The 24,014-nt window shown below is 72.1% G+C and carries 18 protein-coding genes; 9 read left to right on the plus strand and 9 right to left on the minus strand.

Features of this window, described 5'->3' with window-relative positions:
• Nucleotides 1-1,184, minus strand: a 1,184-nt coding sequence (locus AB0F40_RS15605; RefSeq protein WP_357469058.1) for an MFS transporter, incomplete at its 3' end; no start/stop codon positions are given.
• A gap of 114 nt (nucleotides 1,185-1,298) precedes the next feature.
• Here AB0F40_RS15605 and AB0F40_RS15610 point away from each other — a divergent pair.
• Nucleotides 1,299-1,607 carry a GNAT family N-acetyltransferase gene (locus AB0F40_RS15610; protein WP_357469061.1) on the plus strand — a complete coding sequence of 103 codons (309 nt, stop codon included), beginning with the start codon at nucleotides 1,299-1,301 and terminating at the stop codon, nucleotides 1,605-1,607.
• Nucleotides 1,608-1,622: 15 nt separating this feature from the next.
• Here the strand turns inward: AB0F40_RS15610 and AB0F40_RS15615 are convergent, their stop codons facing one another.
• Genes AB0F40_RS15615 through AB0F40_RS15625 form a run of 3 tightly spaced genes read right to left on the minus strand, consistent with a single transcriptional unit; the run spans nucleotide 1,623 to nucleotide 4,545 of the window.
• Nucleotides 1,623-3,074, minus strand: a complete 1,452-nt coding sequence (locus AB0F40_RS15615; protein WP_357469064.1) for an NAD(P)/FAD-dependent oxidoreductase — start codon at nucleotides 3,072-3,074, stop codon at nucleotides 1,623-1,625.
• Nucleotides 3,071-4,105, minus strand: a complete 1,035-nt coding sequence (locus AB0F40_RS15620) for a hypothetical protein (RefSeq protein WP_357469066.1) — start codon at nucleotides 4,103-4,105, stop codon at nucleotides 3,071-3,073. Before AB0F40_RS15620 ends, AB0F40_RS15615 begins: the two co-directional genes overlap by 4 nt.
• Nucleotides 4,102-4,545 carry a hypothetical protein gene (locus tag AB0F40_RS15625; RefSeq protein ID WP_357469069.1) on the minus strand — a complete coding sequence of 148 codons (444 nt, stop codon included), beginning with the start codon at nucleotides 4,543-4,545 and terminating at the stop codon, nucleotides 4,102-4,104. Before AB0F40_RS15625 ends, AB0F40_RS15620 begins: the two co-directional genes overlap by 4 nt.
• Nucleotides 4,546-4,844: 299 nt before the next feature.
• Here AB0F40_RS15625 and AB0F40_RS15630 point away from each other — a divergent pair, with 299 nt between their 5' ends.
• Nucleotides 4,845-6,512: a family 10 glycosylhydrolase gene (locus tag AB0F40_RS15630; protein ID WP_357469072.1), complete on the plus strand. Its 1,668-nt coding sequence runs from the start codon at nucleotides 4,845-4,847 to the stop codon at nucleotides 6,510-6,512.
• Between the two features lie 25 nt (nucleotides 6,513-6,537).
• Here the strand turns inward: AB0F40_RS15630 and AB0F40_RS15635 are convergent, their stop codons facing one another.
• A complete protein-coding gene (locus AB0F40_RS15635) occupies nucleotides 6,538-6,873 on the minus strand; it encodes a rhodanese-like domain-containing protein (RefSeq protein ID WP_357469075.1) in 336 nt (111 codons plus the stop codon).
• 109 nt (nucleotides 6,874-6,982) lie between these two features.
• Between AB0F40_RS15635 and pgm the strand changes: the two genes are divergently transcribed.
• Both pgm and AB0F40_RS15645 read left to right on the plus strand, forming a co-directional pair.
• Nucleotides 6,983-8,680: a phosphoglucomutase (alpha-D-glucose-1,6-bisphosphate-dependent) gene (gene pgm, locus AB0F40_RS15640; protein ID WP_357469078.1), complete on the plus strand. Its 1,698-nt coding sequence runs from the start codon at nucleotides 6,983-6,985 to the stop codon at nucleotides 8,678-8,680.
• A 100-nt stretch (nucleotides 8,681-8,780) separates the two neighbouring features.
• A complete protein-coding gene (locus tag AB0F40_RS15645) occupies nucleotides 8,781-9,752 on the plus strand; it encodes a glycoside hydrolase family 6 protein (protein ID WP_357469081.1) in 972 nt (323 codons plus the stop codon).
• 15 nt (nucleotides 9,753-9,767) lie between these two features.
• On the opposite strand, the gene AB0F40_RS15650 is transcribed toward AB0F40_RS15645, so the two are convergent.
• Complete coding sequence (locus AB0F40_RS15650; protein WP_357469083.1) at nucleotides 9,768-10,463, minus strand: helix-turn-helix domain-containing protein; 696 nt, start codon at nucleotides 10,461-10,463, stop codon at nucleotides 9,768-9,770.
• Nucleotides 10,464-10,588: 125 nt separating this feature from the next.
• Between AB0F40_RS15650 and AB0F40_RS15655 the strand changes: the two genes are divergently transcribed.
• Both AB0F40_RS15655 and AB0F40_RS15660 read left to right on the plus strand, forming a co-directional pair.
• A complete protein-coding gene (locus tag AB0F40_RS15655; protein WP_357469086.1) occupies nucleotides 10,589-13,426 on the plus strand; it encodes an MMPL family transporter in 2,838 nt (945 codons plus the stop codon).
• Nucleotides 13,423-15,672 carry a hypothetical protein gene (locus tag AB0F40_RS15660; RefSeq protein ID WP_357469088.1) on the plus strand — a complete coding sequence of 750 codons (2,250 nt, stop codon included), beginning with the start codon at nucleotides 13,423-13,425 and terminating at the stop codon, nucleotides 15,670-15,672. Before AB0F40_RS15655 ends, AB0F40_RS15660 begins: the two co-directional genes overlap by 4 nt.
• 140 nt (nucleotides 15,673-15,812) lie before the next feature.
• Here the strand turns inward: AB0F40_RS15660 and AB0F40_RS15665 are convergent, their stop codons facing one another.
• From AB0F40_RS15665 to purB, 3 genes are all read right to left on the minus strand, one after another.
• Nucleotides 15,813-16,190, minus strand: a complete 378-nt coding sequence (locus AB0F40_RS15665) for a hypothetical protein (protein WP_357469090.1) — start codon at nucleotides 16,188-16,190, stop codon at nucleotides 15,813-15,815.
• A gap of 104 nt (nucleotides 16,191-16,294) precedes the next feature.
• Complete coding sequence (locus tag AB0F40_RS15670; protein WP_357469092.1) at nucleotides 16,295-17,674, minus strand: amidohydrolase; 1,380 nt, start codon at nucleotides 17,672-17,674, stop codon at nucleotides 16,295-16,297.
• Between the two features lie 20 nt (nucleotides 17,675-17,694).
• Nucleotides 17,695-19,194, minus strand: coding sequence for an adenylosuccinate lyase (gene purB / locus AB0F40_RS15675; protein WP_357469095.1), 1,500 nt, complete (start codon nucleotides 19,192-19,194; stop codon nucleotides 17,695-17,697).
• A gap of 156 nt (nucleotides 19,195-19,350) precedes the next feature.
• Between purB and AB0F40_RS15680 the strand changes: the two genes are divergently transcribed.
• From AB0F40_RS15680 to AB0F40_RS15690, 3 genes are all read left to right on the plus strand, one after another.
• Nucleotides 19,351-21,873, plus strand: coding sequence for a trehalase family glycosidase (locus AB0F40_RS15680; protein WP_357469097.1), 2,523 nt, complete (start codon nucleotides 19,351-19,353; stop codon nucleotides 21,871-21,873).
• Nucleotides 21,874-22,135: 262 nt separating this feature from the next.
• Nucleotides 22,136-22,462 (plus strand): hypothetical protein, encoded by a 327-nt coding sequence (locus AB0F40_RS15685; protein ID WP_357469101.1) that lies wholly within the window; start codon nucleotides 22,136-22,138, stop codon nucleotides 22,460-22,462.
• Nucleotides 22,456-23,988 carry a hypothetical protein gene (locus tag AB0F40_RS15690; RefSeq protein WP_357469104.1) on the plus strand — a complete coding sequence of 511 codons (1,533 nt, stop codon included), beginning with the start codon at nucleotides 22,456-22,458 and terminating at the stop codon, nucleotides 23,986-23,988. Before AB0F40_RS15685 ends, AB0F40_RS15690 begins: the two co-directional genes overlap by 7 nt.
• The last annotated feature ends 26 nt before the right edge of the window (nucleotides 23,989-24,014 follow it).

The raw sequence follows: 24,014 nt of genomic DNA on the forward strand, positions 1-24,014 counted from the left end.
GCGGCGAGGGTCAGCAGGGTCGCGAACCAGGCCGCTCCCACGGTGACGAGGAAGCCCGCATCGGCACCCGCCACCTCGACGCGGGCCCCGGCGAGCCACGCCCCGAGGGAGGCTCCGATGCCGATGGACGTACCCACCCACGTCAGGGCCTCGGTGAGCTGGTGCCGACCGACCATGTCCTGCACCAGGCCGTTCCCGGTGATGATGGTGGGCGCCGCTGCCAGCCCGGCCACGAACAGCACGACCGCGAGCGTCCAGAGCGAGCTCGCCAGGAAGTACAGGGACACCCCCGGGCCGAGTGCCGCCATCCCGATCACGAACCGGCGCGCCGCCGGACTGCTGAAGTGCCGGGCACCGTAGGTGAGTCCCGCGAGCATGGAGCCGAGCGCGAAGATCGCGAGCACCACGCCGGCCATCCCCTTGTTGCCCAGCTCCTCGGCGAACGCCACCGTGGCGACCTCCATGGAGCCGAAGATGATGCCCATCGCGACGAAGACGAGCACCATCACCGGCATGCCGGGCGTGAGCACCACCGGGCGGCTGCGCACCTCGGCGTCGGGCACCACGACGGGCGGTTCCGTGGTGCGTTGCACCACGAACAGCAGGCCGCCCACCACGGCCACGATCACGGCGAGGACCAGGGCCGACGAGGGTGCGACCGCCGTCGCGAGCACCGTGGCGAGCACCGGGCCGACGATGTAGACCAGCTCGTCGATCGACGACTCCAGCGAGTACGCGGTGTGCAGACGGCGCGGGTCGTCGAGCGCATGGTTCCAGCGCGCCCGGACCATGGAGCCGTACGAGCCCTGGCTGCCGCCGGCGAGCACGGCGAACGGCCACAGCACCCACTCGGGAGCGCCCAGCACGGCAGCCGTGATGAGTCCGCCCAGGCCGACGGCGGACACGGCGAGTGCGGGCAGCAGCACCGTCCGCTGGCCCCGACGATCCACCCAGCGCGCGATCTGTGGCGCGAGGAAGGCCTGGGCGAGCCCCAGCACCGCAGCCACCCGGCCCGCCATGGCGTAGCTGTCGTAGAGGCCCTGCACCATGAGCACGGCGCCGATGCCGACCATCGACATGGGCAGACGGGCGAGCGATCCGGCCGCGGAGAACCTGAGGGCGCCGGGGGTACGCAGGACTGCCGTGTACGGGTTGGAGCGGGTTGGAGCGGCGGTCTCTGGCACGGCTCGAGTGTCCCACCGGCCACTGACAGAGCTCTTGCTGTTTTGTCGCAGGCGTCGGGCCGGCCATCGAGGGCGGGTGGCGTGCGGCCGCCTCCAGGGCACACGATTGTCGGCATGACCGACGAACCGCAGGTGACAGTGGCCGACAACCCCGAGAAGTCCCGCTTCGAGGTGAGCATCGACGGCACTCTGGCCGGCTTCGCCGCCTACGAGGTCGATTCGGGGACCGTCACCTTCGTGCACACGAGGGTGTTCGAGGAATACGAGGGTCAGGGCCTGGCGGGCCGGCTCGCGAAGGAGTCGCTCGCCATGGTGCGCGCAGCGGGCGGCACCGTCGTGCCCGAGTGCTCCTACATCCGTGCGTACGTGCGGAAGCACGCGCCCGAGTACGACGACCTGCTCCGGGACGACCCTGAGGAGTGAGCCCGCGGGCGCCGGCTACCCCACGTCCGCACCGAGTAGCCGGAGCACGCGGCGGGCGGCGTACAGCCCGCCCAGCCCGTGCACCCCGGGTCCTGGCGGCGTCGACGACGAGCAGAGCAGGACGTTCGGCGCTCCGGTCGCGTAGGGGTCCCGGCACCGCGCGGGGCCGGACACGAGGCGCGGGATCGTGAGCGCGCCGCCGAGGATGTCGCCGTCGACCAGGGCCGCGTTGTGGCCGGACATCCGCGCGGCCGGCACGCAGCGTGCGGCGACGACGACATCCCGGAACCCGGGGGCGAACCGCTCGATCTGGCGGATCACCGCCTCGGTGACGTCCACGTCGGAACCGGCCGGCACGTGGGCGTAGGCCCACAGGGGGCGCAGGCCACCGACCTCCCTGCCGGGATCGCTCACTGCCGGGTCCGAGACCAGGCACACGGGCCGTGCGGCGTGCCGTCCGGCGGCGACGTCACGTTCGGCGGCTGCGGTCTCGGCCCTGGTCCCGCCGACGTGCACGGTCCCGGCGCGTCCGACGTCGGGCACGGTCCAGGGGACCGGACCCGACAGCACGAGGTCCACCTTGGCGGCGGCGTTGCCGTGCCGGAACCCCATGAGCCGACGGCGCACGCGGGTCGGCAGCTCGTCGCCGAGGATCCGCGCGACGACGCCGGGCGCCGTCGCGAAGACGTACGCCCGGGCCGGTGGCAGGTCCGCACGGGTGCGCACGGGATGGCCGGTCACGAGGGTGCCACCGTGCCGCTCCAGGTCACGGACCAGTGCCTCCGTGAGGGCTCCGGAGCCGCCCCGCGGAACGGCCCAGCCGCCCGGGGAGTGTGCGAGGGCAGCGAGCACGAGAGCCACCGCGGCCGCGGGGACCGATGGCAGCGGGGCGATGGCGTGCGTGGCCACACCGGAGAGCAGAGCGGGCGCCACGTCACCACGGAACCTGGCTCCCCACGCCGGTGTGCCCTGCTCCAGCACACCCAGGGCGAGCCGGGTGAGCAGCGGCAGGTCGCGCGGGCGTACCTGGCCCGGCACGCGCCGCAGGTCGCCGAGCCCCAGCTCGGCCAGGCGGTCCCACCGTCGAGCGAGCCCGCCCAGCAGGCGTTCCCATGCCGGACCGTCCGCGCCGAGGCCGGCCATCGTGGCGGAGAGCGACCGGTGGGCGATCCCCGCCCGGCCGCCGGGCAGCGGCTGGGCGTAGGACACGTCGGGCGTCAGCAGCTCCACACCGAGCGACGCCAGGTCCAGCCCGCGAAAGAAGGGCGAGGCGGCCGCCATCGGGTGCACGGCCGAGCAGATGTCGTGGACGACGCCGGGTGCGAGGCCCAGGTCGAGCGTCCGGGCTCCGCCGCCGGCGGTCTCCTGCTCTTCCAGCACGGTGACGGGGACGCCGGCGCGGGCGAGCGTGACCGCCGCCGCCAGCCCGTTGGGCCCGGAACCGACCACGACGACGCCGTCGCTCATCCGTGTGCCACCGGTACGTCCAGGGTGCTCTCCGGCCCGGATCCGGTTGCGGCCCCGGCCCCGGGCCCAGCGCGAGGGCCGGTCCTGGCTGCTCGACGCAGGACGATCCTGTCCCGCACCGCCGCCCACCCGGTCGGTACCCCGGTGGCGAGCGTGACGGCCCACACGGTGAGCCACCACGGTGAGTAGTCGAGCCCCAGGCACACCCAGATGGACAGGTGCATGGCGGTCACGGCACCGGCGAACGCCAGCCGGGTCGGCCGCCAGCACAGGAGGAGCGGTGCGCCGAGCTCCAGGGCCAGCGCACCGCCGGCGAGCAGCTGAGGTAGCACGGGGGTCTCGGCCAGCGCGCGCACGAGCTCGGGGCTCACCGGCGAGGAGTCGGCGCCCTGCAGGAGCACCCATGACATGTTGTCGGAGAACACCCAGGTCAGGCCGCTGTGCCGCAGCTTCTGCAGGCCCGTCAGGAAGTAGACGCAGCCGACCACCGCGAGCGCGGCCCGTGGCGTCCATCCCCACGTGATCGCGCGGGCGGTCCCGTCTCCGTCGCCGGCCATGTCTCCGGCCACGTCGCCGGCGGCAGGCCGGTTCGAGCGGTCCGGTGCGCGCGCGAACAGGACGGGAAAGGTCGCGGTGAGCAGCAGAAGGTCGTTGTGGTGGAACTTTCCCGACGCGCCCCAGAGCCCGGCGAGGACCAGGAGCGAGAGCCACGAGAGAACGAGGCCGGCTCGGGGAGCTCGGCGGATCACCACGAGCGCCACGCCGGCGAGCCCGACGACCTGGATCGCGACGAGCACCGACGGGGACAGCCCCGGCAGCCAGCCCAGGATCCAGAGGTGCGAGGTGAGCTCGGCGGGGCGCTCCGCGACGAGGCTCCAGTCGTGCGCCAGCAGGCGGAGCGCGATGATCAGGGCAAGGGCCACCCGGAGCAGGACCACGGGGCCGGGGCGGCCGGGGGCGACGACGGCGGCGTCGAACCTGCGGCCCAGCCATCCGGCCAGGCTGAGCGTGGCGCGGACGAGGTGGCTCACAGGACCTCGTTCCACACCGTGGTCAGGGCGGTCTCGGTCGTCACGTGCGTGACCGGGTCGACGGCGCGGTCCACCTTGTCGATGCGGACCCGCACCACGTCGGCGCCGTCGATGTTGCAGTCGGCGAACCACGTGCCGAGCATGACGTCCCGGGTCCTGGCGTCGACGTCGGGCAGCCTGGGCACGAACCGCATGGTCTCCCGCAGCACGGGATGATCGACGCAGCTCACCGCCTGCTCCGTGCCGTCGCCGTAGCTCACCACCAGCCGCTGGCTCGAGGTCGCGTCGCTACGGACGGTGCTGAACAGGCGGTAGGCCGAGAACGGCCAGAAGTCGACGCCGACGAGGGCTACCACCAGCAGCAGCGCCGGCGCGCCGTAGGCGACGCCGCGCGCGAGGCGCCGGGCTCGGCTGACCGGGTTCATCATCTGTTCTGTCACGCGCTGTTCACGCGCGACCGTTCGCAAAGGTTGTTGGCAAGGAGGTGTGAAAGTAAGTTCCACAATCTTGACCACACTGCAAACTTCACATCCGAAGCGACATGTGCGAGAGTTTCCCCACGGCGCCGCCCGGTGGCATTGTTCGTCACCTCAGTGTTTCCCGGACCGGCGCCGGCCAACGTAGCAGTTGCCGCAGTACAGCGTACGAACACAACAGAGAGCACCACGGCACCAACCCCCAGCAGCCAGTACCGGAGGTCAAGCACGTGAGGCAGCCCGCCCGCCATGAGGCGACACCCATGCCCGCCTATGCGCGCACCACGTCGCATCCGCCGGCCAAGCTGTCCGGGCTGACCTCGGGGTTCGGTCGCCGCGAGTTCCTCACCATGGCGACGGCGGGCACTGCCGCCGCGGCGATCAGTGTCACCATCGCCGCCCTCGACCCGGCCACCGCGCTCGGCGCACCAGCCATGACGGGCAATGCCACGCCGCAGCCGTCGTCGGCCTCGAACCTCAAGCGCGAGCTGCGGGCCATGTGGATCGCCTCGGTGGTCAACATCGACTGGCCGTCGGCGAGCGGCCTCGACGCCGACACCCAGAAGGCCGAGTTCCTGCACTGGCTCGACGTGGCGGAGGAGAACCGGCTGAACGCGGTGTTCGTGCAGGTGCGGCCGACGGCCGACGCCTTCTACGAGAGCCCGTACGAGCCGTGGTCCCAGTACCTGACCGGCACGCAGGGCCAGGACCCGGGCTACGACCCGCTCGGGTTCATGGTCAAGGAGGCGCACGAGCGCAACATCGAGCTGCACGCCTGGTTCAACCCGTACCGCGTGTCGATGCAGACCGATCCTGGGCAGCTGGTCCCCGACCACCCGGCGCGTCAGCACCCGGACTGGGTGTGGGCCTACGGCGGCAAGCTCTACTTCGACCCGGGCATCCCCGAGGCGGCGGAGCACATCCAGCGGGCGATCCTGCACGCGGTCGAGCACTACGACATCGATGGTGTGCACTTCGACGACTACTTCTACCCGTACCCGGTGGCCGGCCAGGTGCTGCCCGACGCGGGAACCTACGAACGGTACGGCGACGGCTTCGACACGATCGAGGACTGGCGACGCGGGAACGTCGACCGCTTCGTCGAGACGATGAGCGAGCGGATCAAGGAGACCAAGCCCTGGGTGAAGTTCGGGATCAGCCCGTTCGGCATCTGGCGTAACTCCAGCACAGATCCGCTGGGTTCGGACACCGGCGGCTCGGAGTCGTACGACGACCAGTTCGCCGACACCCGCAAGTGGGTGCTCGAGGGCTGGCTCGACTACATCAACCCGCAGATCTACTGGCAGATCGGGCTCGCGGTCGCCGACTACGCGGCCCTGGTCCCGTGGTGGGCGGAGGTCGCGGCGCAGTCCGGCACGCAGCTCTACGTCGGCGAGGCGCTGTACAAGATGACGAGCGGGGTCTTCACCGACCCGGACGAGCTCACCAACCACCTCGACCTGTGCCGAGAGGTCAGCCGCGACGTCGGTCCGATCCACGGCAACGTCTACTACTCCGCGAAGCACATTCCCCTCGACGCGCAGGGTGGCATGTCGAAGGTCGTCGAGGACCACTACCAGTACCCGGCGCTGATGCCGCCGATGCCGCACCTTCCGGCCGATCCCGTGGTCACCCCGGTCCTCGCGAACGCGCGCCGGGTACGTGACGGCGTGCGCCTGCACGTGGCGGACATCGGCACCAGGGCAGGGCGGGCGACGTCGTTCGCCGTGTACCGCGTGCCCGGCGCCGTTGACCTCGTGGACACGAACGACCCGGCGAACCTCGTGGGGACGTTCCGCTCAGCGGGCGGGCGCGTCCAGTCGTGGCTCGATACCTCGGCCGAAGCGGGCACGGACTACACCTACGTCGTCACCGCGCTGGACCGGGTCTGGAACGAGACCGACCCGAGCCAGCCCCGCGCCACCAGGTAGCGCGTCGGGGCAGGCCCTGGGCGGTTCAGCGCTCGACGGGCAGTCCTGCACCCTGCCAGGCGACGATCCCGCCGTCGAGGTTCGTCGCCTCGAAGCCCACCGCGTCGTTGAGCCACTGCGTCGCGCGTGCCGAACGCCCGCCGGAATGGCACATGACCAGGACCTGCGAGTCGGCGTCCAGCTCGCCGTACCGCGTGGGGAGGTCGCTCAGCGGGATGTGCACGGCGCCGGGGGCGTGGCCGGCGTCCCACTCGTCCTGCTCGCGCACGTCCAGCAGGGTGGACCCGTCGGGAACGGGGGAGGTCGGGTCGAGCTCGCTGGGGTGGACCGAGGGGACCTCGGGCAGCATCGGCGGGAACATGTCTCCAGCCTACGACGGCGTGACCCGAGCACCCCTCGAGCACCCCGGGCGCGACGGTCGCGCCTGGAAATCGCGGCGGACGTGCCCGGTACCTGGCAGTATCACCTGCATGGATGCGCGTGCCGGTACCCCCGCCCAGCCCAGCGACCTGATCGACGTCGACCAGGTGGTCGGCGCTTACTACGACCTCTCGCCCGACCCTGACGACCCTGGCCAGCAGGTCGCGTTCGGTACCTCCGGCCACCGCGGGTCGAGCCTCGACCACGCCTTCAACGAGGCCCACATCGTCGCGATCACCGCGGCGATCATCGAGTACCGGCGTGGTCAGGGCACAGACGGCCCGTTGTTCATCGGCCGGGACACGCACGCGCTGTCCCGCCCCGCCTGGCAGACGGCGCTGGAGGTGCTCGCCGCGGCCTCCGTCGACGTCATGGTCGATGCCCGCGACTCCTGGACGCCGACCCCCGCCGTCAGCCAGTCGATCCTGCTGCACAACCAGACACGGTTCGCCGAGGGGACGCCCGGCCTGGCCGCATCCGGCGCCGGGCTGGCGGACGGGATCGTCGTGACGCCCTCGCACAACCCGCCGCGCGACGGCGGGTTCAAGTACAACCCACCGCACGGCGGCCCTGCCGACTCCGCCGCGACCGGGTGGATCGCCGACCGGGCCAACGAGATCCTGCGCACCGGCGTCGGGCAGGTGAAGCGGGTGTCCCTGGACACCGCGCTGGGCGCCGAGCGGACGCACCGCCACGACTTCCTGTCCTCCTATGTGGACGACCTCGCAAACGTGCTGGACCTTGAGATCATCCGCGCGTCAGGAGTGCGGATCGGCGCCGACCCCCTGGGCGGGGCGTCGGTCGAGTACTGGGGTGAGATCGCCGACCGGTACGACCTCGACCTCACCGTGGTGAACCCGCGGGTCGACCCGCGGTGGGCGTTCATGACGCTCGACTGGGACGGCAAGATCCGCATGGACTGCAGCTCGCCGTACGCGATGGCGTCGCTGGTGCAGCGGATGACGGGTGGCGTGGACGGCTCGACCGGGCAGGCGCCCTTCGACATCGCGACGGGCAACGACGCCGACTCGGACCGGCACGGCATCGTCACGGCCGATGGCCTCATGAACCCCAACCACTTCCTCGCGGTGGCCATCGAGTACCTGTACGGCGGGAACCGGCCGAGCTGGCCCACCGGTGCCGCGATCGGCAAGACGCTCGTGTCGTCAGCCCTCATCGACCGGGTGGCCGGGGGACTGGACCGGCGCCTCCTTGAGGTGCCGGTCGGCTTCAAGTGGTTCGTCCCTGGCCTACTGTCCGGCGAGGTCGGGTTCGGCGGGGAGGAGTCGGCGGGCGCGTCGTTCCTGCGCAAGGACGGCCGTGTCTGGTCGACGGACAAGGACGGGATCCTGCTGGCGCTCCTCGCCTCCGAGATCACGGCGACCACGGGCAGCACGCCGTCCGAGCACCACGCCTCGCAGGTCGAGCGCTACGGGGAGAGCTGGTACGCCCGGGTCGACGCGGCGGCCACCCGGGAGCAGAAGGCCCGGCTCGGCGCGCTGTCACCGTCGGACGTCACGTCGACCACGCTCGCCGGGCAGGAGATCACGGCCAAGCTCACCGAGGCTCCCGGCAACGGTGCGAAGATCGGCGGCCTCAAGGTCACGACGGCGGACGCGTGGTTCGCCGCGCGGCCGAGCGGCACCGAGGACGTCTACAAGATCTACGCGGAGTCGTTCGTGTCCGCCGAGCACCTCACCGAGGTCCAGGAGGCGGCGAAGGCACTGGTCGACGAGGCCCTCGCCTAAACGTTTCGCGGGCTTCCGAGGCAGCGGCGTTCTCCATAGCGTCACGCGGGTACACCCCGGCCGGCCCGGCCGGGGTGAACCCGACTGAACGGAGAGCGCCATGCCTCGCGTACGACGTCGTACCCGGACGGCGGCCCTGGCCGCAGCCCTCGCACTCATGACCGCCGGCGCCGTCGCGGTGCCGCAGACCGCCACAGCAGGCGTGACCAGCCTGAGCGTGCCGGAACCCGCCGCGTCCGACCTCTACGTGGACCCCACCACGCAGGCGTACGCGGCGTGGGAAGCGGCGAGCGGCCAGGACAAGGAGCTGCTCGCGAAGATCGCGCTGACCCCGCAGGCGTACTGGGTGGGCGACTGGGCCGACGCCGACCAGACCCGCCAGCAGGTCGCCGACTACACGGGCCGAGCCGCGGCGGCGGGGCAGACCGGCATCCTGACCGTGTACGCCATCCCCGGTCGCGACTGCGGCAACCACTCAGGGGGCGGCGTGCCGGAGAGCGAGTACGCACGGTGGGTCGACACGGTGGCGACCGGCATCGAGGGCAACCCGACAGTGATCCTCGAGCCCGACGCCCTGGCTCAGCTCGGCGACTGCGACGGCCAGGGCGACCGCGTCGGATACCTGCGCTACGCGGCGGCCGCCCTGACCGACGCCGGGGCGCGCGTCTACATCGACGCCGGGCACTCGGGGTGGCTGAGCGCGAGCGAGGCCGCGCGACGGCTGCAGCTCATCGGGTTCACGGACGCCGTCGGGTTCGCGCTCAACACCTCGAACTACCAGACGACAGCGGACACCCAGGCGTACGCCGAACAGGTGTCGGCACAGGTGGGTGGGCGACCGTACGTGATCGACACGTCGCGGAACGGCAACGGCTCCAACGGGGAATGGTGCAACCCGCGCGGCCGCGCGCTGGGCGAGCAGCCGCGGCTCGTCGCCGACGCGACGTCGCTCGACGCGCTGCTGTGGGTCAAGCTCCCGGGCGAGTCGGACGGCGCGTGCAACGGCGGCCCCGCGGCCGGCCAGTGGTGGCAGGAGATCGCCCTGGAGCTGGCGGCCAACGCGAGCTGGTGACGAGCGGGGACAGGATCAGTCGGCGGTCGTCACCAGGAGGTTGACGAGCTCGCTCAGGACGGCGGTGTCGGGTGCGGCATCGCCGTCCTCAGCCGTCGGGCGTGCGACCACGGCGGCACGGGCGGACGACTCGTAGATGCTGAGCAGGAGATCGACCGCCGTCCGCTGGTCGACGGTGAACCGCAGGCCCAGGTCCGCGAGGATCCGCTCGATAGCGGCCCCGACCTCGGTACGGAGCATCTCCTCCTGCGCCAGGAACGGCCGGCCGACGGCCGGGTCGCGCATCGCGAGCAGCTCCAGCTCCGCGCGCATCAGCGACCACTGCCGCGCGTCCCCAGGGTCGGTCACCACCACCGAGAGGATGGTGCGGATCGCGTCCTGGTCCACGCAGCCGCCCCGGACGATGTCCGGCTCCAGCTCCTTGCCGATGGACTCCAGCGAGGCGAGCTGTTGACGCATCGCACGTTCGGCGAGCGCGAGGAACAGCTCCTCCTTGCTGCTGAAGTTCGAGTAGAAGGCGCCACGGGTGAACCCGGCGGCCTCGCAGACCGCCTCGATGGACGCGCCACGGATGCCGTGGTGCGCGAAGACGGTGAAGGCAGCGTCGAGCAGGCGCTCGCGGGTTCGTTCGCGTCGGGGGGTCAGCGCCGCGGCGAGCGCACGTTCGACGGAGGACCCGGAGCCGACGTCGGTGGCGTGCTCAGAGGTCACGGCAACTCCTTGGTGTGTCAAGGGGCCAGTCTATCCATACGTCCGTGTATTGGATGCACTGATGTATCGGATACAGTGGTGCATCGAACGTCCCCTGTCGTACCCCGCCTCGTCCAGGAGTGTGCGTGTCCTCCGTTCTCTACTCGCTCGGCCGCTGGGCCGTCCGTGCCCGCCGGCTCGTCGTGGCCGTCTGGGTCGTGGCGCTCGTCCTCGTGGGCGGCGCGGCCGGCCTGCTGCAGCAAGGTCTCGACAACCAGGTGGCCATCCCCGGCACCGAGTCCCAGGAGGCGCTCGACCGACTCGCGGCGACGTTCCCTGAGGTCAGCGGAGCCTCGGCGCAGGTGATCGTGGTGGCTCCCGAAGGCGGGTCCATCGAGGACGAGCCCGTGCGCTCGGCCATCACCGACGGCGTCGAGGCGATCGGCGACGTCTCGCAGGTCGCCGCCGTCACGTCGCCGTTCGAGGAACAGATGCCGGCATCGGTGTCCGACGACGAGCGCGCCACGCTGCTGACGATCCAGCTCGACGGTGACCAGGGCTCCATCACCGAGGAGACCAAGGACGCGCTGGGGGTCGAGGCCGCCGCCCTCGCGGAGGCCCTGCCCGAGGGCGCCGAGGCGCACCTGGGTGGTCAGCTCTTCTCGTCGAAGTTCCCCGAGATGACGCTCACCGAGGGGGTCGGTCTGCTGGTCGCGCTCGTGGTGCTGGTCCTGACGCTCGGCTCGCTCGTGGCCGCGGGGCTGCCCCTGATCAACGCGCTGCTCGGCGTCGGGGCCTCGATGGGGCTGCTGTTCGCCGCCACGGCGCTCGGCCCGATCAACTCGACGACGCCGATGCTGGCGGTGATGCTAGGCCTGGCGGTCGGTATCGACTACGCCTTGTTCATCGTGTCCAGGCACCGGGAGCAGCTCGGCACCGGGCTCGCCGTGCACGAGTCGATCGCACGCGCCACAGCGACTGCAGGTTCCGCCGTCGTGTTCGCGGGCCTCACCGTGATGATCGCGCTCGTCGGCCTGGGCGTGGCGGGCATCCCCTTCCTCACCATCATGGGTGTCGCGGCGGCGGTGACGGTGGGCATCACCGTGCTCGTCTCGCTCACGCTGCTGCCTGCGCTGCTCGGGTTCGCGGGGGAGCGGCTGCGGCCCAAGCCGTCGCGACGGGCCCGCCGTGCCGCGGTCAAGGAGGCCGAGGCCGCCGACGCCGCCGCGGCCGCCGACCCCGAGACGACTCGGCGAAACGCCCCCTCCGTCGCCTCGCCGGAGCCGAAGCCCAACCGGTTCTTCGCCGGCTGGGTGCGTACGGTGACGAAGATCCCTGCGCTGACCGTGGTGCTGGTCATCGCCGCGATGGGTGCGCTCAGCTACCCGGCGCTGGACCTGCGGCTCGCGCTCCCGGACGCGGGCGTGATGGAGGAGGACGACCCGGCACGCGTCACGTACGACCTTGTCTCGGAGCACTTCGGTGACGGCTTCAACGGCCCGCTGATCGTCACCGGATCCATCGTGACGAGCACCGACCCGGTGACGCTCATGGACCAGATCGGCGACGAGATCGCCGACCTGCCGGGTGTGGCCGACGTGCCGCTCGCGACGCCGAACCAGTCCGCTGACACCGGCATCATCCAGGTGGTTCCCGAGGGCGGCCCGACGTCCGCCCAGACGGAGGACCTGGTTCGCGAGATCCGGGCCCAGCACGACTACTTCCTCGACGAGTACGGAGTGGACCTGTCCGTCACCGGCTTCACGGCCGTCGGCATCGACGTGTCGGACAAGCTCGGCGACGCGCTGCTGCCGTTCGCCCTCGTCGTCGTGGGCCTGTCGCTGATCCTGCTGACGATGGTGTTCCGCTCGATCGCTGTCCCGATCAAGGCGACGGTCGGCTACCTGCTCTCCGTCGGCGCGGCGTTCGGTGTGGTCTCGCTCGTGTTCGAGCACGGCGTCTTCGCGGAGGCGCTCAACGTCACCCGCACCGGCCCGGTCATCAGCTTCATGCCGATCGTGCTCATGGGCATCCTCTTCGGGCTGGCGATGGACTACGAGGTCTTCCTCGTGTCCCGCATGCGCGAGGACTACGTGCACGGCGGCAGCGCCAAGCATGCGATCACCAGCGGGTTCCAGGGCTCGGCCAAGGTCGTGACCGCCGCGGCGATCATCATGATCGCGGTCTTCGTGGCGTTCGTCCCGCACGGCGACATGAACCTCAAACCGATCGCGCTCGGCCTGGCCGTCGGTGTGGCCGTGGACGCGTTCATCGTGCGCATGGTCTTCGTCCCGGCGGTGCTCGCCCTGCTGGGCGAGAAGGCCTGGTACATGCCGAAGTGGCTCGACCGGGTGCTGCCGTCGTTCGACGTCGAGGGCGAGGGCCTGGCCCGCGAGCTGTCGCTCAGGGACTGGCCGGAGCCCGGTGCGACCGATGCCGTGGCCACCGGCGACCTCGAGGTCCGGGGACGGACCGGCGTGGTCGTCGGCCCGGTGAGCGTGCGGGTGCCCGACGGCGGCGCGCTGCTCGTCCGTGGTGACGCCACCGCGCCGGTCAGCGCGTTCCTGCTGGCCGTCGCCGGCCGGCTCGACCTCACGGGCGGAGTCGCGAAGACCGCCGGGCTGGTGCTGCCCGAGCGCGCGTCGTCCGTGCGGCACCGGGCGGCGGTCGTCGACTCGGCGGCCGAGGGAGGACATCCCGCAGAGGCGGTCCGCCGGGCGCTGCGCGACAAGCCGGCCGTGCTCGTGGTGGACGCCACCGAGACGGTGGGGGACCTCGCGGCGCGCGGGGAGCTGGCGCAGGCCATCTCCGACGCGCAGCGCACCGGGATCGCGGTGCTGCTCGGCTCGACGGGCTTCGCGGCGACCGACCTCGCGCCGTCCGGCACGCCGGTGCTGGACGTCAGCCCGGGTGCCCGCACCGAACCCCGCAGTACAGAACCTGACCAGCTAGCAGACGTGACCGAGCAGGAGGTGCGGGCATGAGCACCGCAACGAGATGGCTGCGGCCCGAGCCGTTCCGCAACCCGTGGCGCGCCGTGGCAGTGGCGCTCCTTCCGCTGATGATCCTAGGACTGCTGATCTCGGCCCTCTGGAACCCGCAGGACCGGCTCGACACCGTCAAGGCGGCGATCGTCAACCTGGACGAGCCCGTCGAGGTCGAGGGCCAGACGGTCCCGCTGGGTCGGCAGCTCGCCGCAGGTCTGGTGAGCGGTGGCGAGACGGCGGACGCAGCGGCCGGTGAAGCGGCGGCGGTCCCGGCCTCCGACGCGAGCTACGACTGGGAGATCGCCGACGCGTCGAGTGCGGCCGACGGACTCGCCGACGGCACCTACGCCGCCGTCGTCACCATCCCGGAGGGCTTCTCCGCCGCTGCGACGTCGTTCGGCGGCGATGACCCGGCGGAAGCCCGTCAGGCCACGATCGATGTCGCGACGCCGGCCAACGGCCGCGTGCTCGACGACGCCCTCGCGCAGGTGGTGGCGCAGACCGCTACCGGAGTGCTGGGCAGCACCCTGACCGAGACCTACGTGGACAACGTCCTCGTCGGCTTCTCCACTCTCTCGGAGGAGCTGGGCAAGGCCGCCGACGGCGCGGACCAGCTCGCCGACGGGGCGACGGAGGCAGGCGAGGGTGCCGAGGAGCTGGCCGACGGGGCCCACCAGACCTCTGCCGGCGTGGCCGGTCTGGGCGACGGCGTGTCGAGTCTCGCCGGCGGTGCCGGCGAATGGGCTTCCGGTGCGGGCGAGTGGGCTGCGGGTGCTGACCAGGCCGCAGCAGGCGTCGACCGGCTCGCCGACGGAGCGGGGCAGTCGGCAGCGGGCGCCGCCGACCTGGCGTCGGGCGCTGATGAGCTCGCGACCGGCACGGCGGGCGTCGCCGACGGCGTGAAGGGCCTGGCAGGCGGTCTCGCGGAGACTTCGGCCTCGCTGCAAGGCACATCCGGGGCCCCGGGACCCGCGGCGGCCGCGACGCAGCTCGCGACGGGTGCCACGGGTGTCTCGGGGGGCGTGGCCGAGCTGGTCGACGGTCTTGAGAAGGCGTGCGCCGTCCCCGCGGTCGATCCCCGCCTCATCGCGCTGTGTGAACAGCTACCCGAGCTCAAGAAGCTTGACGCAGGCGCCAAGCAGGTCGCCGAAGGTGCCGCCGGCCTCGCCGGCACTCCCGGCAAGAAGCCCACGGGTCTCTACGAGCTCCAGGCCGGGATCGCTGGTCTCTCCCAGGGTGCGAACGAGCTTTCGGTGGGCGCGGAGCAGGTGTCCGGCGGTGCTTCCGCTCTGGCCGACGGAGCACACCAGCTCTCGGACGGGCTCACAGAACTACAAACCGGTGCCGACCAAGCTGCCGCGGGCGTGTCCGAGCTGTCTACCGGCGCACGCGAGCTCTCCGGCGGAGCCGGCGGCATCGCGTCCGGTGCCACCGAGATTGCCAGCGGCGTCGGTGAGCTGGAGACCGGCACCAGCCAGATCGCGACCGGCGTGGACGGCCTGGCCGACGGCGTCGGCGAGCTGGCCGGCGGTGCGGAAGACCTCTCGGACGGCCTGGGGCAGGCCACCGAGGAGATCCCGTCGTACACGGAGCAGGAGCGCAAGTCGCTTGCTTCCGTGGTGGCCGACCCGGTCGCCACCGATGGTGCGGTCACCGACCTGGACACCGGTGCGACGGGCCCGATGTTCGCGGTCCTGGCGCTCTGGCTCGGTGCGCTCGCCCTGATGATCGTGTTCACTCCCGTCCCGCTGCACGCCCGCGGTTCGACCAGGGGAGCCCTGCGGCTCACGCTCGAGACGCTCGCGATCCCCGCGGCGGTCGGTCTGGTCACCGGCCTCGGGACCGGTGCGGTGCTGGCCGGTATCGAAGACCTCGACCTCGGCGGATGGATCGCGACCATGGGCTTCGGAGCGCTGGTCTCGGTCGCCTTCGTGGCGGTCAACCAGGCGCTGGCCGCCGCGTTCGGCCATGTCGGCCGCGGGATCAGCCTGCTGATCGCGGTGCTCGTCATCGCGACGGGCGTGGTGTCGACCGTGCCGGCCCTGCTCGAGGGCCTCGCGGCGTTCCTGCCGGTCGGCGCGGGCCTCGACGGCCTCGTGGGGCTCATCGAGCCGGGCGTCGGCGGAGTAGGGACCGCCGTCGCAGCGGTCGCCCTGTGGGGTGCCGCAGGAGTCGCCGTGACGACGGCCATGGTGGCGCGACGGCGCACGGTCCGGGTCCAGGAGCTGCTCCGGACGGCCTGACCCGCTCTGCGGTCCGAGGCGCGGATGAGATCGGCCCGTTGCCCTGAGATCGGTCCATCAGGAGACCGATCTCGGGGCAACGGGCCGAAGTCGTTGGGCCCGTCCCGCCGTCGGGCCGGGCCCTCGTCACCTCACCGGCGTCAGACCCGGCGCAGGCGGCCCGCCGTGTCCGGCCACGGGACGTGCACCCGCTTCGTCGGTGACAGCGCCTTGGACAGGAACGCGTCGCGCAGCACGATCCCGTCCGGCGAGAGCTCGATGACCGTGAGCTCAGGACCCTCGCCGTCGAGTACCCAGTGCTCCGCCAGCTCGCGCAGCCCACGATCGAGCACCAGCTCCTCGGCCGCGTGATAGTCGTGCGCGTCACCGACGGCGTCACCGACGGCATGGCCGAGGCGGTTGCGCGGGATCACGTCGGCGTAGTCGGCGGTCAGCGGTTCGAGGTAGCCAACGGTCTCGCCGTCCTCCCGCGTGACGGCGAGCCAGGTGTCGATGGGGGCGGTCTCCGGCGTCGTCATGGCCTGACCATAGGGCTGACCGCCGCTGGGAGGCCTCCTGTTTTGACCATGTACCTGCTGCCAGGTCGGGCCGGAGACTGGCAGCAGATGCATGGTCGGCAGAGTCAGACGAAGTACGCCGGCACGTCGACGGCGCCGCCTTCGTCGGCGAACTCCGCGTGGACGGCGGCGCGCAGGTCGGCGTCGTACAGGTAGTCCAGGGCCGTCGACGCGAGCCCGGCCGCACTGTCGACCGCGGCGGCAACGGCCGCCGGGGTCGCCGCTGCCTCCGCGAACTCGGCAGTGTGCAGCGCGACGTCCGGCTCCGAGACTCGTACGAGCGGGTGGATACCGGGGATGCGGAACGAGAAGTTGCCGAAGTCGGTGGATGCCGCGAGCGTCTCCGACAGCACACCGGCCGGCAGCGGGTCGCGGCCACGACGGCGCTGGGCCGCCACCCAGCGGTCGGTGAGCACCCGGTTGCCGCGCACCGGCAGGCTCGGGTGGGCGCCGTCGTCCCAGGCGATCTCGACGTCGGTGCCGGTCATGCGGGCAGCACCGTGCGCGATGTCGTCGAGGCGGCGTGACAGGTCACGCAGGGTGTCCACGTACTTGGAGCGCGCGTACAGGTGGACGACGGCCCGCTCGGTGATGATGCTCGGCCGCGTGCCGCCCTCGGCGATCGTCGCGTGCACCCGGTCCACCGGCGGCATCTGCTGCCGCAGCAGGCCGATGCCCTGGTAGGCCAGGCTGGCGGCGTCGAGCGCGTTGCGGCCCATGTACGGCTGGGCCGAGGCATGCGCGGGGCGCCCGGTGAACGTCCAGGTAAGGAGTCGTCGGCCGAGCCAGACCTGGTCGGCGACGTCGAGCCCGTACGGGTGCACCATGATGGCGGCGTCGATGCCGTCGAGCGCCCCGTTGCGGGCGAGGACCTCCTTGCCGCTGTGTCCCTCCTCGGCGGGCGTGCCGAGCAGCACGACGCGGCCCGCCGGGGCGTCGGCGGAGGCCATGACCTCGCGCAGGGCGAGAAAGGCGCCGACCCCCGACGCCGCGATGACGTTGTGGCCGCAGGCGTGCCCGATGCCGGGCAGCGCGTCGTACTCGGCGCAGACGGCGATGGTGGGACCTGCAGGGTCGCCCGCGTCGGCCCGGAACGCCGTCGGCACTCCGTGGACGCCGACCTCCGCCTCGGCGCCGTGCCGGGCCAGCACCTCGACCAGCGTCGCCACGCTGCGGTGCTCCTCGAAGGCCGGCTCGGGGTGCTCGTGCAGCCGCCGGACGATCTCCGCGAGCTCCGGCTCGAGCCGCCCGGCCGCCTGCTCGACGGCGGCGACCACGGCGGCGGGCGCACCTCCGTGGGACGGAGGCGTCCCAGGGCGGCCGACGGCGCCGGGCCCGCCCGTCGAGGCCGCGCCGGCCAGCGCCTCTCGCCGCCCGGCGGTCTCGGCGACGAGGTGGTCGAGATACGCGGTGCTCGGCGGGGTGGTGCGGCTCATGCGGTCCATCGTAGGGACGTCGTGCGGAGTCAGGCCTCCAGGTAGTCCTTCACCAGCTGCTCGGCCAGCCCCGTGTACGTGGCGGGGGTCAGCGCGGCGAGGCGGGCGGCGACGTCGTCGGGCAGGCCGAGGCCCGCGACGAACTCGCGCATCCGTGCGCCGTCCACGCGCTGGCCGCGTGTGAGGTCCTTGAGGCGCTCGTACGGGTTCTCCATGCCGGGCACACCCGCGACCGAAGCCGCGCGCATCGCGGACTGGACGGGCTCGCCCAGCACCTCCCAGTTGGCGTCGAGGTCCTCGCGCAGCAGCGTCTCGTTCACGGCGAGCCGGTCCAGGCCACGCGCCACGTTGTCGATCGCGAGCAGGCTGTGCCCGAATGCCGGGCCGATGTTCCGCTGCGTCGTCGAGTCGGTGAGGTCGCGCTGCAGGCGGCTCGTCACGAGCGTCGCCGAGAGAGTATCCAGGAGCGAGCACGAGATCTCGAGGTTGGCCTCGGCGTTCTCGAACCGGATCGGGTTCACCTTGTGCGGCATCGTGGACGAGCCGGTGGCGCCCGCCACCGGGATCTGCTTGAAGAAGCCGAGCGAGATGTAGGTCCACACGTCGGTCGCGAGGTTGTGCAGGATCCGGTTGAAGCGGGCGACGTCGGCGTAGACCTCCGCCTGCCAGTCGTGCGACTCGATCTGCGTGGTCAGCGGATTCCAGTCCAGGCCGAGACCCTCGACGAACGCCTTCGACACGGCGGGCCAGTCCGTCGACGGGACGGCGACCGTGTGCGCGCCGTAGGTGCCGGTGGCACCGTTCAGCTTGCCCAGGAACTCGGCGCCCTCGATACGCCGCAGCTGACGGCGCAGGCGGTGCGCGAGCACGGCGAGCTCCTTGCCCAGCGTGGTCGGCGTCGCTGGCTGCCCGTGCGTGCGGCTCAGCAGCGGCGCCGCCGCGTGCTCGCGCGCCATGTCCGCGAGCTGGTCGACGACGGCGGTCGCGGCCGGGAGCCATGCGTCCCGGACCGCGCCCCGGACCATCAGCGCGTACGACAGGTTGTTGATGTCCTCGCTGGTGCAGGCGAAGTGCACCAGCTCGCTCGCGGCAGGCAGGCTGGTCTCGCCGAGCACCTCGGACGCCGCGGCGATACGACGCTTGATGAAGTACTCGACCGCCTTGACGTCGTGCACCGTCTCGCGCTCGATCTCGGCCAGCTCGGCGATCTCGTTCGCGCCGAACGTCGCGGGGATCGCGCGGAGGTAGTCGATCTCCCGCGACGACAGCGTCGGGGCGCCGGGGACCACGGGCGACGGGTCGCCGGACGTGCCGTTGCACAGCGTGATGAGCCACTCCACCTCGACGTGGATGCGCTCGCGGTTCAGCGCTGCCTCGCTCAGGTGGTCCACGAGCGGGGCGACCGCCTTGCGGTACCGGCCGTCGAGCGGCCCGAGCGCGATGGCCGGGCTCACCTCCGCCAACGTGACGCGGGTGACGGGGCTGGCAGGGCTGGCGGCGGGCGCGGTCGTCTCAGGCACGTGCTCCATTCTCCCACGACGGGCTCGCCACCCGCCGACGAGCGCGGGACCGCCTGGTCGGGGCCTGCGGAGCGCCGGGAAAGGAACCGTTGTCATATGATACATGTTACGTTACGCTCGTTCCCGTCATGGTGTTAGCGCTCACATTCATGGGAGGAACAACAGATGGCAGATCACAATGGCGTGGTCCGGCTCGCGCGCCGAGGACCACTCGTCGTAGGGGCAGCTTTCGTATCGGTGGCGTCGGTGGCGTCGGTGGCGTCCTTGGCGTTCTCGGCGGATGGCCAGGTCGCCGCGCCGGATACCGAGGACAGCGCGGGTGGGCTCGAGCGCCCGTTCGCCATGCCGGGTTACACGGAGCGTGACGACAACGGCGCGCTGTTCGTCGGCGAGGGGGAGAGCAGGTTCACCATGCGGGTGAACCTGCTGACGAGCGGCAACCGCCTCATCCGGGAGAACCAGGGGCTGGTCCCGTACGTCGCGGACGTCGGCCCGGCGACCGTCGACGGTTCGTACTACGAGGTCCAGGTCGGCAGCGACGACCGGAAGATCACCCCCGAGCAGCTCGGGGCCCTGCGGGAGATCCTCGACCACCCCGACGACTGGTCCGCCGACCAGGTGGCCGAGGCGCGCGAGCTGCTCCCGGTGATGGAGGCGCGCTACGAACAGACGCAGCGCGACAAGCAGACGATCCGGATCCGGTTTGCGCGGACGGCGCCCAACGTCCTGGTGGGTGCTGTGACGGCGTCGGCCGACGACACGACGGTCTTCCTCGAGGCCGCCCCGCCCTGGGACGAGCCGGGGACCTACCAGGTCACCGACCAGGGGATCCGCGCCAGCGGCGCCGGAGTGGAGGACCCGGAGGAGACCGGTCACTTCGCGCTCACTCCGACGGCGCGCCCGGACAGCGGCGCGTCGTACGCGTCGGAGGAAGACCTGGTCGCGGCGATGGAAGGTGAGCAGGGAGCACCCGGCCAGGCGGCCGCTGCCCTGCGCTACACGCTGGACGCGAACGAGACCATCACGTTCACCTCGACCGTGTCCGGAGCTCCGGTGGAGACCGCCGGGACCGCGAAGACCGGTGAGCGCGAGATCCTCGCGATCCTCGACCGCGCGGAGGCGCGCGCGGACGTGGGCACGCTCAGCGGTGCGGGACCGGCGGGCAGAGCGGCGACGGTGATGCGCTCCGCCATCGCCCTCAACGCCAACTACGACGAGACGTTCCAGCGGAGCTTCCTCGTCTGGGGCTGGGGTCGTGGTGGCGCCGAGAACGACACCATCTTCACCGGCTGGGACTCGGCGTGGGACGCCATCATCGCGCTCACGGTCGATCCTGGGCTGGCCCGTGAGCACGAGCGAGACCTGTTCGACGTCGGCGGGCCCCGCTACGACCAGCTCCACTCCGGACCGATGCACGCGTACGCGGTCAAGCGGATCCATGCGGCGACCGGGGACCGGGAGCTCGTCGAGCAGGCCTATCCCGCCCTGGTGGACTTCTTCGACAAGCTGCCCGAGTGGGACGTGAACGGTGACGGGCTCCTCGAAGCTCCGTACGACGCCGACGCGAGCAAGGTCGGGAACCACCTCGGGCTCGACGACCTACCGGTCTACCAGGCCGCCAACCGCATCCCGAAGGACCGCGGGAGCGGCGACGAGCGTGACAACACCGACCTCACCGACGTCGCGCTGACGTCCTACTACGCGCTGATGGCGGAATCGCTGGCCGAGCTCGCCGACGTGCTCGACCGGCCTGCGGACGAAGAGCGCTTCCGCGCGGTCTTCGGCACGGTGAAGGAAGCCGTCAACGAGAGGCTGTGGAACGACGAGGAGAGCATGTACCTCGACCGGCACCTCGACGGGACCTGGGGCAAGGTCGTCACGCCCACGGTCTTCTACCCGCTCTTCGGCGGAGTGGCGACGCCGGAGCGGGCCCAGCGGACCGTCGACGAGAACCTGCTCGACCCGGAGAAGTTCGGCGGCGAGTACGGCATACCGAGCATCAGCCGGTCCGACCCCGAGTACTGCGCGAACGGCCTGGACCAGCCGAACGACTCCGAGCACTACCGGTACTACCTCGCGTGGGGCGACGAGAACTCCTGCGAGCAGTGGCGTGGTGCCGTGTGGCCGCCGATGAACGCGACCGTGTACGACGGCGTCAAGCGGTACGGGCTCGACGCGGCGGCAGGCGAGCTCGCGTCGAAGAGCACGCGGATGTGGCTCGACAGCTGGGACAAGAACAGCTGGTTCCCCGAGTACTTCGACCCCGAGCCGGGCCAGGCGATCAGCGCGTCGGCGGTCGACAGCGCGTGGCGCTACTACACCTGGTCGAACGTGATGCCGCTGATGGCGGTGCACGAGCTCGTCGCGGAGGACCCGTGGGGCGAGCCCGGCTCGGTCACGTTCGGGTCGTGGGACCTGGAGGGCCGGAACGCCGTCGATGACGTCCGCGTGCACGGGCACCGGTACGCCGCGACGGTCAGCCCCGAGCGCACCGAGCTGCGACAGGACGGCCGCAGGGTGTTCCAGGCCGTCGGCGGCCGGGTCGTGGTGCGTGACTTCACGTGGTCCGCCGACGGCGCCTGCTTCGAGATCAACGCCGAGGACCAGGTTCGGCTCCAGGTCTTCCCGGAGCGGGGCGCCGCGCACCGGGCCACCGTCGAGGCCGGTCGCACCGAGATGTGCCTGTAGCAGGTACCGGCGCCCTGCCCTTGACCACGGTCCGGGGCAGGGCGCCGGCCCACCGGCCGTGCGCGTGCCTCCGTCGCGCGAACGGCCCTCCCGACCACGTTCAGCGGGCCCGAGCCCGACCACACCTCCGATCTTCGGCCACTTGTGAACAGGTGGCCCGGCCGGCCCGACGCGAGCCCCCGGCCGCTCCGTAACGTCTGCGGAAGAGCCGACCGGCTCGGTGCACGTGGAGGCAGGGAGTGTCGATGTACGGAGCGCGTCCATGAACGACGGGTGGTCACCCGTGCCGGGCCACGACAGGTGGGGAGCCGGCCCGACGTCGGCGCTCGCCGAGGCGGTCGGGCTGGTGGAGCGAGCGATCGACGGGCTGCGGGCGTCCGGTGACGTCGAGTGGGAGGCCCGTGCGGCGGCGCTGTACCGCGCAGCGGTCGCCGAGACGCTGCAGGCACTCGTCCGGGACCGAGAGCTGCTCGACGCTACGGTGCGGCAGGCGCGTGCGTGCCAGGCGATGAGCTTCGGGCACTCCGACAGGCCGGAGCAGGCACGGAGCGCTGCCGTTCCGTACCCGGACGGTGGCCGGCCGTGGTGAGCCCTCCGGACGCGCCGCTCGCGCCGGTGGACACCGTGACCGTGTACGGCGGGGCGGGACCATCGGTCGTCGACCTGGACTCCGTGCGGCGGGCGGCGGCGCTCGCCACCCGCGCCGCAGACGACCTGCGGGCGGCGGCCGTGCGCTGCCTGGGGGTCAGCGGCGACCTCGTCGCGCCCGGAGCGGGTCCCGCCGAGGCGACCCGGTGGCTACCCGTCGAGGCGGTGGGAGAGGCGATGGCCCGTGCTCGCGCACTCGAAGCCGCTGCCGAGGAAGCCGCACGCTGCCTCGTCGCGTCCGCCGACCGGTGCGACCTGCTGGGCTGGCGCCTGCTCCGGGCGGCAGGCCTCTACCTCGAGGCGGAGTCGACGGCGCAGCGGGTCGTCGGTGCGCTGGTCACCGCCGGTTCCTTCGGTGCGGGTGCGGCGTTCGGTGGCCTGGGCTGGGCAGGCCTCGCAGGAGTCGGTGTCGTGGGCGGTGCGGGGATGGCGGGACACGTGGTCGGCGGGCTCCTCTCGGGCGGCGCCTCGCGGACGGTCACCGGGCAGCTCGGGGCCACGGCGACGAGGGGTCTCGCCCCGTTCTCTGACGAGGTCCTCACCGGCATGGGCAGCGGCGTCGCCCTGGCCCAGCCCCGGCTGGCGCAGGGGCGCTCCGGCGTCGCCGGCGGGGCCGGCGTGCTGGCGCACGTGGCTCGTGAGCTGCCGGTGCTCGGGAACGACGACAACGGGGTGCGGGTCACGCGGATCGGTGCCGAGGACTTCGCGGACGGTGCGGTGCCGGCGTGGTCCGACAGCGGAGCGCGGTCAGTCCAGGAAGCACTGAGCCGGATCGACAGCCTCTACCCCGAACAGGGCGGCGCACCCGCAGGCACGGTGGCGCTCCAGAAGGTGACAGGGGCCGACGGCGCGGTGTCCTGGACGGTGCTGATTCCCGGTACCCAGTCGGCGCTCCCGGCGGAGCACCCCTGGGACGGCCGGACCGACGTCGAGCTCGTAGCGGGCCAGGCAGACGGTGCGACCGCTGCCGTCGAGCGTGCGCTCACGGACTCCGGCGTCGGACCTGCGGAGCCAGTCACCTTCGTCGGGCACAGCCTGGGCGGGATCGCCGCGGCCGCGCTGGTGTCCCGCGCAGGCTTCGCGGAACGCTACCGGGTCGGCGGGCTCATCACCGCCGGGTCACCGACAGGTCAGCTCACCACACCGACCGGAGTCCCGGTGCTGCACCTGGAGACGCCGGAGGAGATCGTCTCGCACGCCGACGGCCGGTCCGCGTCGGAGAATCCCCGCACCCGGGACCGGGTAACGGTGGTCCGGTCGCTGGGGGACTCGGCCTCCGCTGCCGACCGCGCGGCGTCGGGCAGCGTGGTGCAGGCGCACGCCGTCGCCACGCACGTGCGCACGCTCGACCTCGCGCTCGGTGTCGGCGACCCCCGGGTCACCGACGTCGCAGACCGGATCAGCCCGCAGCTGGACGGAGAGGTGGTGAGCACCACGTTCTATCGGGCCGAGCGGTCCGGCGGTTGACCTCGTCCGGCCGGCGTCCCGCGGTA

The organism is Promicromonospora sp. NPDC023987 (genome assembly GCF_040639055.1).
In the GTDB taxonomy this organism is placed as follows: domain Bacteria; phylum Actinomycetota; class Actinomycetes; order Actinomycetales; family Cellulomonadaceae; genus Promicromonospora.

What these genes read in the sequence shown, in the direction of transcription:
- AB0F40_RS15630 (WP_357469072.1), top strand. Translation starts at nt 4,845, where the DNA reads ATGCCCGCCTATGCGCGCACCACGTCGCATCCGCCGGCCAAGCTGTCC.
- AB0F40_RS15645 (WP_357469081.1), top strand. Translation starts at nt 8,781, where the DNA reads ATGCCTCGCGTACGACGTCGTACCCGGACGGCGGCCCTGGCCGCAGCC.
- AB0F40_RS15685 (WP_357469101.1), top strand. Translation starts at nt 22,136, where the DNA reads ATGAACGACGGGTGGTCACCCGTGCCGGGCCACGACAGGTGGGGAGCC.
- AB0F40_RS15680 (WP_357469097.1), top strand. Translation starts at nt 19,351, where the DNA reads ATGGCAGATCACAATGGCGTGGTCCGGCTCGCGCGCCGAGGACCACTC.
- AB0F40_RS15635 (WP_357469075.1), bottom strand. Translation starts at nt 6,873, where the DNA reads ATGTTCCCGCCGATGCTGCCCGAGGTCCCCTCGGTCCACCCCAGCGAG.
- AB0F40_RS15660 (WP_357469088.1), top strand. Translation starts at nt 13,423, where the DNA reads ATGAGCACCGCAACGAGATGGCTGCGGCCCGAGCCGTTCCGCAACCCG.
- AB0F40_RS15670 (WP_357469092.1), bottom strand. Translation starts at nt 17,674, where the DNA reads ATGGACCGCATGAGCCGCACCACCCCGCCGAGCACCGCGTATCTCGAC.
- AB0F40_RS15610 (WP_357469061.1), top strand. Translation starts at nt 1,299, where the DNA reads ATGACCGACGAACCGCAGGTGACAGTGGCCGACAACCCCGAGAAGTCC.
- AB0F40_RS15615 (WP_357469064.1), bottom strand. Translation starts at nt 3,074, where the DNA reads ATGAGCGACGGCGTCGTCGTGGTCGGTTCCGGGCCCAACGGGCTGGCG.
- AB0F40_RS15665 (WP_357469090.1), bottom strand. Translation starts at nt 16,190, where the DNA reads ATGACGACGCCGGAGACCGCCCCCATCGACACCTGGCTCGCCGTCACG.
- purB (WP_357469095.1), bottom strand. Translation starts at nt 19,194, where the DNA reads ATGGAGCACGTGCCTGAGACGACCGCGCCCGCCGCCAGCCCTGCCAGC.
- pgm (WP_357469078.1), top strand. Translation starts at nt 6,983, where the DNA reads ATGGATGCGCGTGCCGGTACCCCCGCCCAGCCCAGCGACCTGATCGAC.